Source organism: Nocardioides pollutisoli (genome assembly GCF_040045055.1).
In the GTDB taxonomy this organism is placed as follows: Bacteria; Actinomycetota; Actinomycetes; order Propionibacteriales; family Nocardioidaceae; genus Nocardioides; species Nocardioides tweenelious.
In genome coordinates this window covers 1,979,543-1,997,243 of sequence record NZ_JBDZDU010000001.1, presented here as the reverse complement: position 1 = coordinate 1,997,243, position 17,701 = coordinate 1,979,543, and the positions used below count along the sequence as shown (strand labels likewise).

The 17,701-nt window shown below is 72.8% G+C and carries 18 protein-coding genes; 13 read left to right on the top strand and 5 right to left on the bottom strand.

From position 1 onward, the window contains the following. The first annotated feature begins 9 nt into the window (after positions 1-9). Positions 10-642, top strand: a complete 633-nt coding sequence (locus ABLE68_RS09650; protein WP_348871105.1) for a hypothetical protein — start codon at positions 10-12, stop codon at positions 640-642. Between the two features lie 3 nt (positions 643-645). Here the strand turns inward: ABLE68_RS09650 and ABLE68_RS09645 are convergent, their stop codons facing one another. Beyond that, positions 646-2,097 carry a serine/threonine-protein kinase gene (locus ABLE68_RS09645; RefSeq protein ID WP_348873253.1) on the bottom strand — a complete coding sequence of 484 codons (1,452 nt, stop codon included), beginning with the start codon at positions 2,095-2,097 and terminating at the stop codon, positions 646-648. A gap of 122 nt (positions 2,098-2,219) precedes the next feature. On the opposite strand from ABLE68_RS09645, the gene ABLE68_RS09640 reads away from it, so the two are divergent. The 4 genes from ABLE68_RS09640 to ABLE68_RS09625 all read left to right on the top strand — a co-directional run bounded on the left by ABLE68_RS09640 (position 2,220) and on the right by ABLE68_RS09625 (position 6,005). Beyond that, positions 2,220-3,116 (top strand): ABC transporter ATP-binding protein, encoded by an 897-nt coding sequence (locus tag ABLE68_RS09640; RefSeq protein WP_348871104.1) that lies wholly within the window; start codon positions 2,220-2,222, stop codon positions 3,114-3,116. After that, a complete protein-coding gene (locus ABLE68_RS09635) occupies positions 3,113-3,916 on the top strand; it encodes an ABC transporter permease (RefSeq protein ID WP_348871103.1) in 804 nt (267 codons plus the stop codon). The genes ABLE68_RS09640 and ABLE68_RS09635 overlap by 4 nt, the downstream gene beginning before the upstream one ends. Before the next feature lie 74 nt (positions 3,917-3,990). Further along, positions 3,991-4,560: an RNA polymerase sigma factor gene (locus ABLE68_RS09630; protein WP_348871102.1), complete on the top strand. Its 570-nt coding sequence runs from the start codon at positions 3,991-3,993 to the stop codon at positions 4,558-4,560. Then, positions 4,557-6,005 (top strand): M1 family aminopeptidase, encoded by a 1,449-nt coding sequence (locus ABLE68_RS09625; protein ID WP_348871101.1) that lies wholly within the window; start codon positions 4,557-4,559, stop codon positions 6,003-6,005. The genes ABLE68_RS09630 and ABLE68_RS09625 overlap by 4 nt, the downstream gene beginning before the upstream one ends. Before the next feature lie 3 nt (positions 6,006-6,008). Here ABLE68_RS09625 and ABLE68_RS09620 read toward each other — a convergent pair whose 3' ends face one another. Beyond that, on the bottom strand, positions 6,009-6,299 hold the full coding sequence (locus tag ABLE68_RS09620; RefSeq protein ID WP_348871100.1) for a YiaA/YiaB family inner membrane protein: 291 nt from the start codon (positions 6,297-6,299) through the stop codon (positions 6,009-6,011). A gap of 90 nt (positions 6,300-6,389) precedes the next feature. Here ABLE68_RS09620 and macS point away from each other — a divergent pair, with 90 nt between their 5' ends. From macS to ABLE68_RS09600, 4 genes are read left to right on the top strand one after another with little or no spacing between them, the layout of a single operon-like run. Next, positions 6,390-7,541 (top strand): MacS family sensor histidine kinase, encoded by a 1,152-nt coding sequence (macS, locus tag ABLE68_RS09615; protein ID WP_348871099.1) that lies wholly within the window; start codon positions 6,390-6,392, stop codon positions 7,539-7,541. Beyond that, on the top strand, positions 7,538-8,191 hold the full coding sequence (locus ABLE68_RS09610) for a response regulator (RefSeq protein ID WP_348871098.1): 654 nt from the start codon (positions 7,538-7,540) through the stop codon (positions 8,189-8,191). The genes macS and ABLE68_RS09610 overlap by 4 nt, the downstream gene beginning before the upstream one ends. Next, positions 8,188-9,207: an NAD-dependent epimerase/dehydratase family protein gene (locus ABLE68_RS09605; protein ID WP_348871097.1), complete on the top strand. Its 1,020-nt coding sequence runs from the start codon at positions 8,188-8,190 to the stop codon at positions 9,205-9,207. Before ABLE68_RS09610 ends, ABLE68_RS09605 begins: the two co-directional genes overlap by 4 nt. Beyond that, complete coding sequence (locus ABLE68_RS09600) at positions 9,204-10,223, top strand: LLM class flavin-dependent oxidoreductase (protein WP_348871096.1); 1,020 nt, start codon at positions 9,204-9,206, stop codon at positions 10,221-10,223. Before ABLE68_RS09605 ends, ABLE68_RS09600 begins: the two co-directional genes overlap by 4 nt. Here ABLE68_RS09600 and ABLE68_RS09595 read toward each other — a convergent pair. Further along, the gene (locus ABLE68_RS09595; RefSeq protein ID WP_348871095.1) at positions 10,220-10,783 is read right to left on the bottom strand and encodes a nitroreductase family protein; all 564 of its coding nucleotides are present in this window, start codon (positions 10,781-10,783) and stop codon (positions 10,220-10,222) included. The two genes, ABLE68_RS09600 and ABLE68_RS09595, sit on opposite strands and share 4 nt — an antisense overlap. 48 nt (positions 10,784-10,831) lie before the next feature. Between ABLE68_RS09595 and ABLE68_RS09590 the strand changes: the two genes are divergently transcribed. From ABLE68_RS09590 to ABLE68_RS09575, 4 genes are read left to right on the top strand one after another with little or no spacing between them, the layout of a single operon-like run. Then, the gene (locus tag ABLE68_RS09590; protein ID WP_348871094.1) at positions 10,832-12,322 is read left to right on the top strand and encodes a carboxyl transferase domain-containing protein; all 1,491 of its coding nucleotides are present in this window, start codon (positions 10,832-10,834) and stop codon (positions 12,320-12,322) included. 32 nt (positions 12,323-12,354) lie between these two features. Beyond that, positions 12,355-13,161 (top strand): SDR family oxidoreductase, encoded by an 807-nt coding sequence (locus ABLE68_RS09585; protein WP_348871093.1) that lies wholly within the window; start codon positions 12,355-12,357, stop codon positions 13,159-13,161. 20 nt (positions 13,162-13,181) lie between these two features. Beyond that, positions 13,182-14,450: an ArgE/DapE family deacylase gene (locus ABLE68_RS09580; RefSeq protein ID WP_348871092.1), complete on the top strand. Its 1,269-nt coding sequence runs from the start codon at positions 13,182-13,184 to the stop codon at positions 14,448-14,450. Positions 14,451-14,463: 13 nt separating this feature from the next. Then, the gene (locus ABLE68_RS09575; RefSeq protein ID WP_348871091.1) at positions 14,464-15,333 is read left to right on the top strand and encodes a patatin-like phospholipase family protein; all 870 of its coding nucleotides are present in this window, start codon (positions 14,464-14,466) and stop codon (positions 15,331-15,333) included. 31 nt (positions 15,334-15,364) lie between these two features. On the opposite strand, the gene ABLE68_RS09570 is transcribed toward ABLE68_RS09575, so the two are convergent. Next, on the bottom strand, positions 15,365-16,312 hold the full coding sequence (locus tag ABLE68_RS09570) for a DUF2804 domain-containing protein (RefSeq protein WP_348871090.1): 948 nt from the start codon (positions 16,310-16,312) through the stop codon (positions 15,365-15,367). 5 nt (positions 16,313-16,317) lie between these two features. Next, positions 16,318-17,700, bottom strand: coding sequence for a dihydrolipoamide acetyltransferase family protein (locus tag ABLE68_RS09565; RefSeq protein WP_348871089.1), 1,383 nt, complete (start codon positions 17,698-17,700; stop codon positions 16,318-16,320). Position 17,701: the final 1 nt, after the last annotated feature.

Sequence of the window (17,701 nt, the reverse complement as noted above, 5' to 3'; positions counted from 1 at the left end):
GTGTACTTCATGAGGGTGCGCTGGACCGGGCTGGTGCTCGCCCTGGCACTGGTCGCAGCCGTCGTGGGGTACGGCGTCGGCGTGCTCCGACGCAGCGAGCCGACGACCTTCACGGCCGGGCCCGTCGTCGCCGTCTCGCCGAGCTATCCGGCGGCCCCCGTGCCGGTGCTGCCGGACCCCGACTTCCCGGCGCTGCAGCCGGGGCTGCCGCTGCACCCGGCGGTGGTCGGCACGCCGCCCTTCGACTTCCACCTGCCGATCCCGCGCGGCTGGGTGCGCACCAACCCGACGACCAGTGAGTGGCACTGGCACGCGCCGCCGGAGTTCGTGCCCAACACCTACTTCATCCGGGTCAAGCTGCTCGGCAACAGCTACGTGACGGTGTCCAACGCCACCGACCAGCGGATCACCGCGCTCGAGAACGCCGGCGACGTCGCCGACCTGCACATCGACTCGCGCGACGCGGACGGCTTCACGTCGACCTATGTCGCCGGCGGCCACCGGCGTGTCGACCTCGAGCGGTTCATCGGGTCGCCGGACTCGGAGCTCGTCTACGCGTCGATCGCGGTCATCGGCCGCGAGCGCGACCGGGCCGGGCTCGAGGACCTGCTGACGCGACTGGCGGCCGAGGCCGGACCCTGACGGCTAGCGGTAGCCGTGGGTCTCCACCGAGTCGAGCACCCGGTTGGCCGTGGCGGAGCTGGCGCTGCGGACCTGCACCCACAGGAGCCGGTTCTCGGTGATCTGGACGACCCGCTCGACCGTGAGCCCACCCGGGCAGCCGGTGTAGGTGACCGTCACCGACGCACCCTCTGCGGAGGACACCATGACCGGCTCGCCGGCGTCGGTGCACTCGGGGTGCTGCGGCACCTGGTTGGGCAGGTCCGTGCCGGCCAGGATCCCGAGGAACACGCCCTGCCCGTCGTCGGCCGACGCCCAGTCGTCGCTGGTCCCGACCGACAGCGCCGGGAAGTCGGACTTCTGCCGGGGCGGCTGCCACGGGTCCGGCGCGACCGACCGGTCCCAGGTCTCGGGCACGGTGACGCTGAGCGACCCGGTCGAGTCGGAGACCCCGACGTCGTCCGGCTCCTGGGCCGCCACGGCGTAGCCGGCGCCCGCGCCGCCCACGATGGCTACCAGCGCCGCGAGGCTCCACAGGACGCGGCGCAGGGTGCGCCTCGGCGGCACCGGGTCGGGCAGCGGGTCGTAGGACGAGAGCGGCGTCGGCCGCGCGCCGGGCTGGGTCAGCTGCGGGTCGATCGGGAGCCACGGCTGGGTGTTCGGGCCGACCAGCGGCCCGAGCGCGGCCGTGAGGGCAGCGACGTACGACGCGATGTCCGGCCACCGCTCCTCGCGGTCCACGGCCAGCCCGCGGGTGACCACCGTCTCGACCTCCGGCGGGAACTCCCGGACGGGCGAGGACAGCGGCGGCGGCGGACCCGGGGACGCGGCGGCGGTCAGCGAGGCGTGGGAGTACGGCGCCGTGCCGGTGAGCAGCAGGTAGGTGATGGCCGCGAGCGAGTAGAGGTCGGCCCGCGGGTCGAGCGGCTCGCCCTGGGCCTGCTCGGGCGCGACGAACGACGGCGTCCCGCCGATCATGGTCAGCCGCGACGACATGTCGAGCGACTTGCCCAGACCGAGGTCGGCGACCATGGCGCGGACCTGCCCGTCGACGGTCCGGAAGAGCACGTTGGCCGGCTTCATGTCGCGGTGCAGGACGCCGCGCTCGTGGAGCGTCTGGAGACCGGTGCCGATCTGGCGCACCACCTCGAGCGCCTGCGACGGGGTCACCCCCTCGACCTCGAGCCGGTCCGCGAGGGTGCCCTGGTCGGCGTACGACATCACCAGGTAGGGGCGACCGTCCTCGAGCTCGCCCGCGTCGTAGACCGTGACGACGTACGGCGACTCGACCTTGCGGAGGAACCGGCCCTCCTCCAGGAACCGCTGCCGCACCGGCTGGTCCTCGGTCCAGTTGTCCGCGAGCACCTTGACCGCCACGGGCGAGTCCAGCTGCTCGTCGTACGCGAGCCAGACGGTCGCGAACCCACCGGAGCCGATCCGGCGGCGCACGGCGTAGCGACCGAGTCGGGAGGGCATGGGCACCGGCCCATTATCAGGGTGCCAGGGGTCGACCCCTAGACGACTCGGGGTCGGACCAGGGATGGGACGACGCACTTCCCCGATGTGCCGACCCCGGCCGAGCCGCGAGGCTCATCGACATGATCAAGGTCGAGTCCCTCACCAAGAAGTACGGCGGCTTCACCGCCGTCGACAACGTCTCCTTCACGGCACGGCCCGGCCGCGTCACCGGCTTCCTGGGCCCGAACGGCGCCGGGAAGTCCACCTCCATGCGGATCATGGTCGGTCTCACGCCGGCCTCCTCGGGCTACGCCGAGGTCAGCGGCCGCCGGTTCGCCGACCTGCCCAACCCGGGCCTCGAGGTCGGCGTCCTGCTCGACGCCTCGGCGCAGCACGCCGGCCGCACCGGCCGCGAGATCCTCACCATCGCCCAGCGCACCATGGGCCTGCCGGCGAGCCGGGTCGACGAGATGCTCGAGCGGGTCAGCCTGACCCCGAGCGAGTCGAGCCGACGGGTGCGCAACTACTCCCTCGGCATGCGCCAGCGGCTCGGCATCGCGACCGCGCTGCTCGGCGACCCCGAGGTCCTGATCCTCGACGAGCCCGCCAACGGGCTCGACCCGGCCGGCATCCGCTGGATGCGCGACCTGCTGCGCGGCTACGCCGACCAGGGCGGGACCGTCCTGCTCAGCAGCCACCTGCTGCACGAGATCGAGGTCATCGCCGACGACCTGGTCGTGATCGGCAACGGCCGGATCGTCGCCCAGGGCACCAAGGCCGAGCTGCTCGCCTCCGCGGGCACCCTGGTCCGCACCCGCGACGTGCCCACCCTGGCCCGTGCCCTCGTGGACGCGGACCTGGAGTTCTCCCACATGACCGACGCGATCCGCGTCGACGCCGACGCCGACGTGGTCGGCCAGGTCGCGCTCAGCGCCGGCGTGGCCCTCACCGAGCTGCGCGCCGCCGACGGCGCCGGCCTCGAGGAGATGTTCCTCGAGCTCACCGCAGACACCCAGCGAGAAGGAGTAGCGGCATGACTGCCGTCGCAGTAGAGACCGAGGTCGTGCGTACGGCGCGTCCCACCCCCGCACGCATCCCCATGTCCCGGATCGTGGCCGTCGAGCTGCGCAAGTCGTTCGACACCCGCTCCGGCTTCTGGCTGATGGTGAGCATCGGCGCCCTGGCGCTGATCGCCACCATCGCGACCATCCTGTTCGCGCCGACCGACGAGCTCGACTACGAGGCCTTCGCCAGCGCGATCGGCTTCCCGATGGCCGTCATCCTCCCCGTGATCGCGGTGCTCTCCATCACCAGCGAGTGGAGCCAGCGCAGCGGCCTCACGTCGTTCACCCTGGTCCCCCACCGCAGCCGGGTGATCACCGCCAAGCTGATCGTCACCCTCGGCATCGGCGTCGTCTCGATGCTGCTCGCCGCGGGGATCGGCGCGCTCGGCAACATCGTCGGCACGGCGATCACCGGCACCGACACCATCTGGAACATCAGCGGCGCCGAGCTCTTCTACATCGTGCTCGGCAACGTGCTCGGCATGCTGGTCGGCTTCATGCTCGGCCTGCTCTTCCGCAACTCGCCGGGCGCGATCGTGGGCTACTTCGTCTACGGCTTCGTGCTGCCTCCGCTGGCGATGCTGCTGGCCGCAAGCCAGGACTGGTTCGACAAGCTCCAGCCGTGGGTCGACTTCAACTACGCCCAGGGCAACCTCTTCAACGGGGTGATGGACGGCGAGATGTGGGCCCAGCTCGGCGTGACCAGCATCGTGTGGCTGGTGATCCCGCTGGCCATCGGCGTCCGGCTGGTCATGCGGTCGGAGATCAAGTAGCCGCATCGAGTAACGCCTTGGTCACCCTTTCCCGTCGCCTGACTAGGGTCTTGGCGACGGGGAAGGGTGCTGCCATGACAACCGAGGCACTGACGCCGGACGAGATCGACGACCTCGCCCGGCGTGCGCAGGACGGCGACCGCGACGCGCTGGAGGCGCTGCTCGCGGCGATCCGCCCGCGCGCGCTCAACGTCTGCCGTGGGGTGCTGCCGCACCTCCCCGACGCGGAGGACGCCTGCCAGGAGGCGTTGATCAACATCGCCAACAAGATCGGCAGCTGGGGCGGCCGGGGCCGCTTCACCACCTGGATGCACGTGGTGGCGGTCAACTCCGCACGCTCGACGTACCGCCGGATGAAGAACCAGGCCGTCGCAGCCGACCCGCAGGAGCACGGACCGCTCGGAGACCGCCCGGACCCGCGCACCACCAGCGTCATCGCCGGCACCCGCCTCGACCTGCTCGAGGCGATGGAGACGATCGAGAAGGAGCACCCGCAGTTCGTCGAGCCGCTCCTCCTGCGCGACGTCTACGGCCTGTCGTACGAGGAGATCGCCCAGCAGATCGGCATCCCTCTCGGCACCGTCAAGGCGCAGATCCACCACGGGCGCAAGCTGGCCCGGCCGCTGCTCCGGGGCTCGGAGTGAGGCGGACGGCAGTCCCGCTGCTGGCGATCGGCGTCCTGCTCCTCGCCGGCTGCACCTCCACCTCCGACGAGCCCGAGCCGAGCCCGACGGCGGGCTCGCCGGTCTCGGCGTCGAGCACCCCGACGTCCGCTCCCGCCGCGGCAGCGGACGACCCCGTCGAGGACCGCGTCTACCCCGACGTCGGCGACCCCGGCGTCGACGCGCTGCGCTACCACCTCGACCTCGCGTGGGGTCCTGAGAGCCAGACCCTCACCGCGACCGAGACGATGACCTTCCGGGCCACGTCCGACGCGGACCAGTTCCAGCTCGACCTCGGCGCGCCCCTGGAGGTCGGCGACCTGACCGTCGACGGCGACCGCACCGCCTTCGACCACGACGGCAAGGACCTGGTCGTCCACCAGCAGGTCCGCGAGGACGAGCGCTACACCGTCCGGATCGGCTACTCCGGCACCCCGCAGCCCGTCCACGCGCCGTCCGAGCGCTCCGACATCGAGGACCTCGGGTGGACGGTCGCGAAGTCCGGTCAGGTGTGGACCATGCAGGAGCCGTACGGCGCCTACACGTGGTACGCCGTCAACGACCAGCCGTCCGACAAGGCGCTCTACTCGTTCCGGATCACGAGCGTGCCGCCCGCGGTCGGCGTCGCCAACGGGACGCTGCTCTCGCGGACCGAGAAGGACGGCGCCACGGTCACCCGCTGGCGGCTGAGCGACCCGGCGTCGTCGTACCTCGTCACGATCGCGATCGGCGACTTCACGATGACGAGGGACCACGCGGCCTCGGACCTGCCGATGACCTACTGGACGCCGACCGGCCGACCCGACCTGGTCGCCCGGATGCGCAAGGCACCCGCGGCGGTCGACTGGCTCGAGAGCAAGCTCGGCCCGTTCCCCTTCGACAGCCTCGGCTACCTCGTCGTCGACTCGAAGAGCGGCATGGAGACGCAGACGATGATCACCCTCGGCGACACCCGCTACGCGACGTCACCCGCGGTGCTCGTGCACGAGGCCGCCCACCAGTGGTACGGCGACGAGGTCACGCCGACCGACTGGCGCGACGTGTGGATGAACGAGGGGATGGCGACCTACCTCCAGGGCGTCTGGACGGCCGAGGCCACGCACCAGTCGCTGGACGCGATGGTCGACGAGTGGGCGGCGTACGACGACCAGCTGCGCTCGCAGGACGGCCCGCCGGCGGACTACCGCCCGGAGTCCTTCGGGGGCGGCAACGTCTACTACATCCCGGCGGTGATGTGGGACGAGCTGCGCAAGCGCATCGGCGACGACGAGTTCTGGCGGCTGGTCCGCGAGTGGCCGGCCAGCCACGCCTACGGCAACGCGGGCTACGACGACATCACGGCCTGGTGGTCGGAGCAGACCGGTGAGGACCTCACCGGGTTCTTCGACGACTGGCTGATGTCGGACACGACGCCCGACCGCGGCTGAGGCTCAGCTGGCTTCCTTCCACGGGTCGTGGTCGGCGAGGATCCGGTCGACGCGGGCCTGGTCGAGCCGGGACACGACGTACTGGTTCTCCTGCGCGTCGCGCACGCACTTGGCGAGCGCGAACGACGAGGTCGTGAGGAAGAGCGTGCCGAGGGCGAGGAACGCCTTGGGCCACGGTTCGGCCGGCAGGTAGAAGATCGCGACCAGCATGGTCAGCAGCGCGATGCCGAAGGCGAGGGCCGACTGGGCGAAGAAGGCGGTGGTGTTCTTGGACGAGGGAGTGTGGGTTTCCATGCCGAGGAGTCTGGTGACGGGTCCGGGACCGGCCATCGGTACGGGTACTCAGATCGGCGCCCCGGTCGGACGGGGTGCGACACTGCGGCCGTGAGCTCGTGGACGTCGCCGGCGTCGATCGCCATCAAGGACCGGATGTTCCGCGCGCTCGCGGTCCTGCGCAGCGTGCTGCTCGTCAACACGGTCGCCCTGAACCTCTACCGGGCCGACAGCTTCACGCGACCGGTCGCGGGGGCGGCCTGTGTCGTCGTGATGGTGCTGTGGACCGGCTTCGCGATCTGGGCGTACGCCGACAAGCGCCGGCGTACCTTCCGACTCCTCGCAGCCGACCTGGCCATCGCCGTCGCGATGCTGCTGGTGACGCCGTTGGTGAAGGGCGACGGCTTCAGCGCGAGCCTGCCCGGCTTCTGGGTGATGGGCGCGCTGTTCGCCTGGGCGATCCACTACCGCGCGCTGGGCGGACTGATCGCCGGCGTCCTGCTCGCCGTGGCGGACCTCTCCCTGCGGGAGCACATCGGCCAGTCCGACTACGGCAACGCGTTCCTGCTGGTCGTCGGCGGCGCGACCGTCGGCTTCCTCTGCGACTCGCTGCAGCAGATGGCCACCGAGCGCGACGTCGCCGAGCGCGAGACCGCGATGGCGGCCGAGCGGGCACGCCTCGCGCGGGTCGTGCACGACGGCGTGCTGCAGGTGCTCGCCCTCGTCCAGCGACGCGGTCCCGAGCTCGGCGGGGAGGCGGCCGAGCTCGGTCGGCTCGCGGGCGAGCAGGAGCGGGTGCTGCGGGAGCTGATCCGGGCGCAGGACGCCGTCACCACCGTCCACGAGGGCGAGACCCTCGACCTGGCGTCCGAGCTGGCCCGCCTGGAGCGGCGCGCGTCGGTCACCGTGGCCACCCCGGCGACGCCCGTCGAGCTGCCGGCCGCCACCGCCCTGGAGCTCGCGGCGGTGGCCCGCGCCTGCCTCGACAACGTCCGGTCGCACGTCGGTGAGGACGCGCCGGCGTGGGTGCTCCTGCAGGACTTCCCCGACCGGGTCGAGCTGTCGGTGCGCGACGACGGTCCGGGCATCCCGGCCGGCCGGCTGGAGGAGGCGGTCGCCCAGGGACGGCTCGGCGTGAGCGAGTCGATCCGCGGCCGGATCGCCGACCTCGGCGGCACCGCCGAGCTGGCCACCGGGTCCTTCGGCACCGAGTGGGAGTTCGTCGTGCCCCGGAGCACGTCGGGCCTAGGGTCGGGGTCATGACGATCCGCGTGATGGTCGTGGACGACCACCCGCTGTGGCGCGACGCCGTCGAGCGCGACCTGATCGAGGCCGGGCTCGACGTGGTCGCGGTGGCGTCCGACGGGCGCGAGGCGCTGGCCCGCTTCCCCGCCGTGCGGCCGCGGGTCGTGGTGCTCGACCTGCAGATCCCGGAGCCCGACGGGGTCGCGGTCACCGCCGAGATGGTCCGCCAGGACCCGTCGGTGCGGGTGCTGATCCTCTCCGCGTCCGGCGAGCACGCCGACGTCCTGGCCGCGGTGAAGGCAGGCGCGACCGGCTACCTGGTGAAGTCGGCGTCGCGCGACGAGCTGCTGGCCGCCGTACGCCGCGTGGCCGACGGCGACCCCGTCTTCACCCCGGGCCTGGCAGGACTGGTGCTGGGCGAGTTCCAGCGGATGTCCGAGGCGCCCACGCCGCCCGGGGAGTCGGCGCTCACGGAGCGCGAGACCGAGATCCTCAAGCTGGTCGCGAAGGGGCTGTCCTACCGCCAGATCGCCGAGCGGCTCGTGCTCTCCCACCGGACCGTGCAGAACCACGTGCAGAACACGCTCCGCAAGCTGCAGATGCACAACCGGGTCGAGCTGACCCGCTACGCGATCGAGCACGGGCTCGACGACGAGGTGGAGTCATGAAGGTCCTGGTGCTCGGCGGCTCGGTGTTCCTCTCGAAGGCGGTCGCGGAGGAGGCGCTGCGACGCGGCCATGAGGTGACGTGCGCCAACCGCGGCACGTCCGGGTCCGTGCCCGACGGCGCCGAGCTGGTGGCGTGGGACCGGTCGCAGCCGGTGCCGGCCGAGCTCGCTGCGGCGGCGTACGACGTGGTGGTCGACGTCGGCCGCCACCCCTCGTGGGTCAGGTCGGCAGTGGCGGCTTTCCCGAACGCTCATTGGGTGTTCGTGTCCACGATCAGCGTCTACGCCGACCTCGAGACGCCGGGCGGACGGGCCGGGACGCTGCCCGTGCTCGAGCCGATCCGTGACGACGTCGACCTGTCCGTGGACATGGCGGCGTACGGGCCGATGAAGGTCGCGTGCGAGGAGATCGTGCGTGCCGGCGCCGACTCCTGGGTCGTGGTCCGACCCGGGCTGATCGTCGGACCCGGCGACCCGAGCGGGCGCTTCACCTACTGGCCGGCGCGGGTGGCCGACGCCTCGGCCGCCAAGGAGGTGCTCGCGCCGGGGCTGCCGGGCGACAGCACGCAGGTGATCGACGTGCGCGACCTCGCGACCTGGCTGGTCACGCTCGCCGAGGAGCGCACCACCGGTGACTTCGACGCCACGGCTCACGCCACCACGATGGCCGACCTGCTGGCCGAGGTCGTCGCGGGCTGCGCCGCCGATGTCGAGCTGACCTGGGTCCCGCAGGAGTTCCTGGCCGAGCAGGGGGTGCAGCCGTGGGCCGGCCCCGACTCGGTCCCGCTGTGGCTCCCCCGGCCCGAGCACGACGGGATGACCGCGATCGACGTCTCGCCGTCGTACGCCGCCGGGCTGGCGACCCGCCCGGTCGCCGACACCGCCCGCGACACCCTCGCGTGGCTCCGCGCGACCCCCGACGCGACCGTCACCGGGATCGGCCGCGAGCGGGAGGCGGCCCTGCTCGCCGCCTGGCACGGGAATGACCCTGACCTCCAGGCGTTAAGCCGGACATGAAGAAGATCGGGTTCCTGTCCTTCGGCCACTGGTCGGCCTCCCGTGGGTCCGAGGTGCGCTCCGCGTCCGACGCGCTGCTGCAGTCCATCGACCTCGCGGTCGCGGCCGAGGAGGTCGGTGCGGACGGCGCGTTCTTCCGGGTGCACCACTTCGCCACCCAGCTCGCGTCGCCGTTCCCGCTGCTGGCCGCGGTCGGTGCCCGGACCAGCACGATCGAGATCGGGACCGGCGTGATCGACATGCGCTACGAGAACCCGCTCTACATGGCCGAGGACGCCGGCGCCGCCGACCTCATCTCCGGCGGCCGACTGCAGCTCGGCATCAGCCGGGGGTCACCGGAGCAGGTCATCGAGGGCTACCGCTACTTCGGCTACGAGCCCGGCGAGGGCTCCGACCACGCCGACATGGCGCGCGACCACACGCGGGTCTTCCTCGACGTCATCCAGGGCAAGGGCTTCGCGCAGCCCAACCCGCGGCCGATGTTCCCCAACCCGCCCGGGCTGCTCCGGATCGAGCCGCACGCGCCGGGCCTGCGCGACCGGATCTGGTGGGGCGCCGGCACCCGCGCGACCGCCGAGTGGACCGCCCAGCAGGGCATGAACCTGATGAGCTCGACGCTGCTCACCGAGGACACCGGCGTGCCCTTCCACCAGCTCCAGGCCGAGCAGATCCAGATGTTCCGCGACGCGTGGAAGGCCGCCGGCCACGAGCGCGAGCCGCGGGTTTCGGTCAGCCGCAGCATCTTCCCGATCACCACCGACCTCGACCGCGCCTACTTCGGCCGCGACGGCTCCGGGCAGGACCAGGTCGGTCACATCGACGGCGGCATCGCGCGCTTCGGCAAGTCGTACGCCGGGGAGCCCGACCAGCTCATCAAGGAGCTGGCCGAGGACGAGGCGATCGCGGCCGCGGACTCGCTGCTGCTCACCGTGCCCAACCAGCTCGGTGTCGACTACAACGCCCACGTCCTCGAGAGCATCCTCAAGGACGTCGCGCCCGCGCTCGGCTGGCGCTAGGCGTCCAGGACGGGCTCGCCGAAGCGGGCGCCGTACGCCACCTCGCTCAGGGGTCTCCGGCTGCGCGGCGCGAGGTCGCTCGTGACGCCCCGTCCGATCGCGACGCCGGTGGTGACCGACCAGTGCGCGGGCACGCCGCAGGCAGCGGCCAGCCCGGCGTGGTCGAAGGCCGCGAACTGGTGCGTCGACAGCCCGAGCGCGGCAGCCTGGACGCTCAGGTGGGCGACCGCCTGGCCGAGGTCGTAGGCCGCGTAGTCGGAGTAGACGAGCGCGTCCTCCTCCGGACCGGACGCGGTCTGGTGGAGGGCGAAGACCAGCGCCGACGCCGACGGTGCCCACCGGCGCACGCTGGGCGCGAGCAGCGGCACGACGACGTCGTGCGCGGGATCGCCGCGACGACCGACGAGGAACGCCCACGGCTGCGAGTTGCCGGCCGACGGCGCCCAGCGCGCGGCCTCGAGCAGCGAGGTCAGCTGCTCGTCGTCCAGCACGTGCGACGCGTCGTACTCACGCACGCTCCGGCGATCGCGCAGCAGCGGGAGGATCGTCGTTTCACCCATGGTGGACGAGCCCGGACAGGGCCCTCGGTATTCCCGTAGCCTGCGCGGATGAGCGCCCCGACGCCCGCCCGACTCTCGGCCGCCGAGCTGATCGACCTCGTCCTCGACGAGGGGTCGTGGAGCTCCTGGGACGTCCCGCCGTCGTACGGCGACATCTCCGAGGCGTACGTCGCGGAGCTCGCGGCCGCCCGGGACAAGAGCGGCGTCGACGAGTCGGTGCTGTCCGGTGAGGGCCTGATGCAGGGCCACCGGGTGGCGGTGGTGATGGGCGAGTTCAGGTTCCTGGCCGGCTCGATCGGTCGGGCGTCCGCGGACCGGCTCGTCGCGGCGATCGAGCGCGCGACCCGGGAGGGACTGCCGCTGCTGGCGGGCCCGATCAGTGGCGGCACCCGCATGCAGGAGGGCACCCCGGCCTTCGTGCAGATGGTCCGGATCACCGAGGCGGTCGCGGCCCACAAGGCCGCGGGCCTGCCCTACCTCGTCTACCTGCGCCACCCCACGACCGGCGGCGTGATGGCGTCGTGGGGCTCGCTCGGGCACCTGACCGTCGGCGAGCCCGGCGCGCTCATCGGCTTCCTCGGGCCGCGGGTCTACGAGGCGCTCTACGGCAAGCCCTTCCCCGAGGGCGTGCAGACCGCGGAGAACCTCTACGCCCACGGCATCATCGACGCGGTCCTGCCGCCGGAGGAGATCGCGGGCATCCTCTCCCGGGCGCTGGCGATCCTGCTCGCGCCGCGGCACGGCATCCAGCCGGTGCCCGACCCGGTGCCGCTGACGCCGCTGCCCGACGTCGAGACGTGGGACGCGGTGGTGCGGTCGCGGCGGCCGGACCGGCCCGGCGTACGCCGCCTGCTGAAGTACGCCGCCAGCGACGTGATCCCGCTCAACGGCACGGGCCAGGGCGAGTCCGACCCCGGCCTGCTGCTCGCGCTGGTGAGCTTCGGGCATGCGCCGTGCGTCTTCCTCGGCCAGGACCGGCGCGGCCAGACCGCCGAGCACCCGATGGGGCCGGAGGCGCTGCGCGAGGCCCAGCGCGGCATGAAGCTGGCCGCAGACCTCGGCCTGCCGCTGGTCACCGTCATCGACACCCGGGGCGCCGCGCTCTCGGCCGAGGCCGAGAACGGCGGCATGGCCGGCGAGATCGCGCGCTGCCTCAACGAGCTGGTCACCCTGACCGCCCCGACGTTGTGCCTGATGCTCGGCGAGGGCAACGGCGGTGGGGCGCTCGCCTTCCTGCCGGCCGACCGGGTGATCGCCGCCCAGCACGCCTGGCTCTCGCCGCTGCCGCCCGAGGGCGCCAGCGCGATCGTCCACCGCGACCTCGACCACGCGCCCGAGATGGCGCGCTCCCAGAAGGTGCGCGCGCTCGACCTGCGTGACCGCGGCATCGTCGACCGGATCGTGGCGGAGATGCCCGACGCCGCCGACGAGCCCGAGGCCTTCTGCCAACGTGTCGGCGCGGTCCTCGAGCACGAGCTCGCCCGGCTCCTCGACGTCGGCGCTGGTTCACCAGCGGATCGGGCCCGCCGCTACGCCTGACCCAACAACTAGAACGCGTTACAGTCCCCGCCATGAAGACGTACGTCGTGAGCGGGGCCGCCTCGGGGATCGGAGCGGCCACGGCCGCGATGCTGCGCGAGCAGGGGCACCGGGTGATCGGGATCGACCGCACCGAGGGGGTCGACGTCGTCGCCGACCTCGCGACGCCTGAGGGTCGCGCGCAGGCGGTGGCCGACGTACGCGCCCTGACCGACACGATCCACGGCCTGGTGCCGGCCGCCGGGATCGCCGGCCGCACCGGCACCGACTCGGCGCTGCTCGTGTCGATCAACTACTTCGGCGCGATCGCGCTGGTCACCGGCCTCCACGAGGAGCTCACCCGGGGCGCGCAGGACGGCGGCGCCGGCGTGGTGCTGCTCGCCTCCAACTCCATCACCGGCATGCCCGGCTGGAACGCGCCGGTCGCCCAGGCCTGCCTGCGCGACGACGAGGAGCTGGCCCGCGCCGAGGCCGCGAAGGTCGACGGGGTGATGGTCTACCCGTCCAGCAAGGCGGCGCTCGCCTGGTGGGCCCGCCGCGAGGGCGTGAAGCCCGAGTGGGCCGGCGCCGGCATCCGGATCAACTCGGTCGCGCCCGGCGCCACCGAGACGCCGATGGTCGAGGAGATGCGCGCCGACCCGGTCTTCGGCCCGCACATCGACGCCTACCCGAACGCGATCGGCCGGACCAACCTCCCCGGCGAGGTCGCCGCGGCGATCGTCTTCCTGCTGACCACCGCCGGCATCGTCGGCGTCTGCCTCTTCGTCGACGGCGGCACCGACGCGATGCTGCACCCGATCGCCCCCCAAGGTTGGGAAGTCACCGGCATCGAGCCCTGACCGCCCCTACCCTTTCGGGTGTGTCCCACCGTGACCTCTCGGACGCCGAGCTCCGCGCGCTTGCGTACGTCGACGAGCGCGAGCTCGTCCGCGACCTGGTCGACCTGATCGCCGTCCCGTCGGTGAGCGGGACCGACGCGGAGTCCGACATCCAGCACCGGCTCGCCAAGCAGCTGGGCGAGCTCGACCTCGACGTCGACCTCTGGCAGCTCGACCTGGCCCGGCTCACCAGCGACCCGGCGTTCCCCGGCTGGGAGGCCGCCCGCTCCGAGTCCTGGGGCCTGGTCGCGAGCTGCGGGTCCGGCGAGCCCGAGCTGGTGCTGCAGGGTCACGTCGACGTCGTGCCCAGCGGCGACCTCGCCGCGTGGCGGACCGACCCGTTCACGGCGACCGTCCAGGGCCGCAACGTGCACGGGCGCGGCACCTGCGACATGAAGGCCGGGGTGGCCGCCAACCTGGCCGCCGTCCGCGCCGTCCGGGCCGCGGGCATCCCGCTCACCAGGCCCTACGCCGTCCAGCTCGTCGTCGGCGAGGAGGACGGGGGTCTCGGCGCGTTCGCCACGCTCGACCGGGGCCACCGCGGCAAGGCCTGCATCATCACCGAGCCGACGAGCGGGACCATCACGACGGCGAACGCCGGCGCGCTCACCTTCGAGCTGCGCGTGCCGGGCGTCGCGACGCACGGGAGCACGGCGTACGCCGGGGTCAGCGCGCTGGACAAGTTCCTCCCGCTGCACGCGGCACTGGCCGCGCTGGAGGCACGACGCAACGCCGAGGTCCACCCGCTGATGGCGGAGTACCCGGTCGCCTACCCCCTGTCGATCGGCAAGGTCTCGTGCGGCGACTGGGCGAGCAGCGTCCCGGACCTGCTGGTCGCCGAGGGGCGCTTCGGCGTCGCACTGGGCGAGGACCCGGCCGCGGCACGGGCCGAGCTCGAGGAGGCGGTCGCGGACGCGGCGGACGCCGATCCGTGGCTGCGCGACCACCGGCCGACCGTCGCGTGGACCGGTGGCCAGTTCGCCAGTGGCGAGTACGTCGAGGCCGACCGCGCCCTCCACGACCTGGTCGCGACCGCCCACGCGGACGTCACGACCGGACCGCGCCCGCGCGAGCGGGGAGCACCGTACGGGAGCGACCTGCGGCTCTACGCCGGGGCCGGCGTGCCGACCCTCCACTACGGACCCGGGGACGTGCGGCTCGCGCACGGGCCCGAGGAGTCGGTGCCGATCGACGAGCTGGTCGCGGTCACCGAGAGCCTGGTGCTCGCGCTGGTCCGCGCCTGCTCCTGACTAGGCTCGGCACATGCGTGTCGCCCTGGTCCTCGGCTCCGGCGGTGCGCGCGGCTACGCGCACATCGGCGCGATCGCCGAGATCGAGGCGCGCGGGCACGAGGTGGTCGCGATCGCCGGCTCGTCGATGGGCGCTCTCGTGGGCGGCCTGCACGCCGCGGGCGTGCTCGACGAGTACACCGCGTGGGCTCGCTCCCTCACCTCCAGCGGCGTCGTCCGCCTGCTCGACCCGAAATGGTCGTCGGGCGGTGCGATCGGCGCCGGGCGGATCTTCGCCGAGGTCGAGCAGATCGTCGGCGACCGGCTGATCGAGGAGCTCCCGATCCCCTTCACCGCCGTCGCGACCGACCTCCACGCGCGGCGCGAGGTGTGGTTCCAGCGCGGCCCGCTCGTGTCCGCGGTCCGCGCGTCGATCGCGATCCCGGGCGTCATCACGCCGGTCGTCATGAACGGGCGCCTGCTCGCCGACGGTGGCCTGATGAACCCGGTGCCGATCGAGCCGACCGCCGCGAGCGCCGCCGACCTGACGATCGCCATCTCCCTGTCCGGGGAGCGCGGCGCCCGCGAGCCCGGCACGCCGGCCCGGGAACCGGCCGAGCCCACCTGGCGCGAGGAGCTCGTCGGGCGCGTACGCCGCACGGTCGGCCGCGAGAAGGAGCCGCCCGACCCGCTCGAGGACCTGCGCATCTCCGACGTCGTGGGCCTGTCGATGGACGCGATGCAGGGGCTCGTCACGCGCTACCGGATGGCCGGCCTCCCGCCCGACGTGCTCGTGACCGTGCCGGTCTCGGCGGCGCGGGCGCTCGAGTTCCACCGGGCCGCCGAGATGATCGAGCTCGGGCAGCGGCTGACCGCCGAGGCGCTCGACGCGTCCGGCCACTGAGTCTCGATACGCCCGGCGGGGGACGCGCTCACTACCAGCGGTTGCGGGCCTCCTCGGCCCAGCCGACCAGCCCGTCGAGCGGCACCCGCTCGCCGTCGTCGGTGCTCGCCCACCCCCGCCAGTCGCCGAAGCACTGGTGGGTCTCGCCGGCCAGCACGACGAGGTTGGTCCGCGAGACCTTCTCGTGCCAGGGCGTGAACGTCGCGTCCACCCGCGGTCCGTGGATCCGCCAGGGCCGCAGCCAGTCGTCGCGGTCGTAGTCCCACACCAGCTCGTCGTCGATCTTGTGCAGGCGACCGTCGACCAGGAGGCCGTTCTCGGTGATGCCGGTGCCGTCGGTCCACCTCCCGCCGAGGGTGATGCCGCGGCCGGGTCCCGAGCCGGCCGCCCAGTTCCAGGTGACGGCGTAGGGCCACTTGCCGCGACCGTGGTCGAGGACCGCCCACCCCTCGGCGACGTCGTACGGCACGTCGTCCAGCACCAGCGTCCCGGTCACCGGCCGCGACACGTCCTTCACCGTGTGCTGGAAGCGCCGCGAGCTCCACGGGACCACCACGCCCAGGCACTCACCACCGGCAGCCACGTCGAGGTCGACCTCGACCCCGGGCGCGCTGGCCCTCAGCCGGGTGTCGGACACCTCGATGGTCAGGTGCCTCGCCGCGACGCGCGCCACCCCGCCGTACGACGCGGGCAGGGTGACCCCGCGTCCCAGCGGCGGCACGGCCTCGGCCTCCCAGATGTCGCCGGTCTGCCGGTCGAGCACCCACAGCGAGCAGACGCCGGCGTAGTCGAGGGTCGACACGACCAGCCCGATGCAGAAGCGCGGAGTGACCACGCCCCAGTACTCCCACCGCTTCGCGCGGCCCCACCCGCGCAGGTTCGCGCGGTGCAGGGGTCGGCGCGACCAGCCGACGGCCTCCGGGTTCAGCCGGCCGTTCGGCAGGCACAGGTCCGTAGCGCCGGTGATCTCGCGTTCCACGAGCGCTAGTAGAGCAGGGCGGTCCCGGGGTCCTCGAGGATGCCGGCCACGTCGGACAGGAAGCGCGAGCCCTTCTCGCCGTCGATGTGGCGGTGGTCGAAGGACAGCGACAACGTGCAGACCTGACGCACGACGATCTCGTCGTCCACCACCCACGGCTGCTTCTTGACCGCGCCGAAGCACAGGATCGCGGACTCGCCCGGGTTGATGATCGGCGTGCCACCGTCGACGCCGAACGGCCCGACGTTGGTGATCGTGAACGTCCCGCCACTCATCTCGGCCGGCTGCGTCCTGCCCTCGCGGGCGACCGACGTCAGCTCGGCGAGCGCGCCAGCCAGCTCGACCAGCGAGAGGTCCTGGGCGTCCTTGATGTTCGGGACGACCAGCCCACGCGGGGTCGCGGCGGCGATGCCCAGGTTGACGTAGCTCTTGAACACGACCTCCTGCGCCGCGTCGTCCCACCACGAGTTGATCTCGGGCGTACGACGCATCGCCAGGATCACCGCGCGGGAGAGCACCAGCAGCGGCGACACCTTGACGTCGCGCAGCTCGCGCCGAGCCTTCAGCCGGTCGACGAGCTCCATCGTGCCGGTCATGTCGACGGTGACCCACTCGGTGACGTGCGGCAGCGTGAACGCCGACTGCACCATCGCTTGGCCCATCATCTTGCGGACGCCCTTGATCGGCTCGCGGGTCTCGCGCTCCCCGGTGGTTGAGGAAGGCCCCTTGGGGGCCTGTCTCGAAACCCCCGCAGCCTCCGAGCCGGCCGCAGCTTCGACGTCCGCGCGACAGACTGTGCCGTTGGCCCCGGTCGGCGTGAGGGTGCTGAGGTCGACGCCGAGGTCCTTGGCCAGCTTGCGCACCGGCGGCTTGGCCAGCGTGCGGACGGCGACGGGTGCAGCCTCGGCCGGCGTCACGGACGGCACCGGCTCCTCGTCGGCCTCGACCATCGGCGCGGCGCCGGTCTCGAACGCCGCCTGCGCCTGCATGTGGGCCGCGACCGCACCGGACGACACCTTGCGCGCCCGGCGGATCGGGCCGCGGTCGGCCTTGTTGCGACCGACCAGGCTCTCGCCCTCGCCTCCCCCGGAGGCGGCCGGGTTGGAGAGGTCGATCTCCGGGGTCTCGACCGGCTCGACGGGCTCGGCCGCCGAGGGGTCGCCGATCGCGATGATCGGCGTGCCGACCGGGACCATCTCGCCCTCGGCGACCATCAGCGCGGTGACGGTGCCGGCGTACGGCGACGGCAGCTCGACGATCGACTTCGCGGTCTCGATGTCGACGATGATGTCGTTGATCGCGACGACGTCGCCGACCTTGACCTTCCAGACGACGATCTCGGCCTCGGTCAGGCCCTCGCCCACGTCGGGCAGCTTGAACTCAGCCATG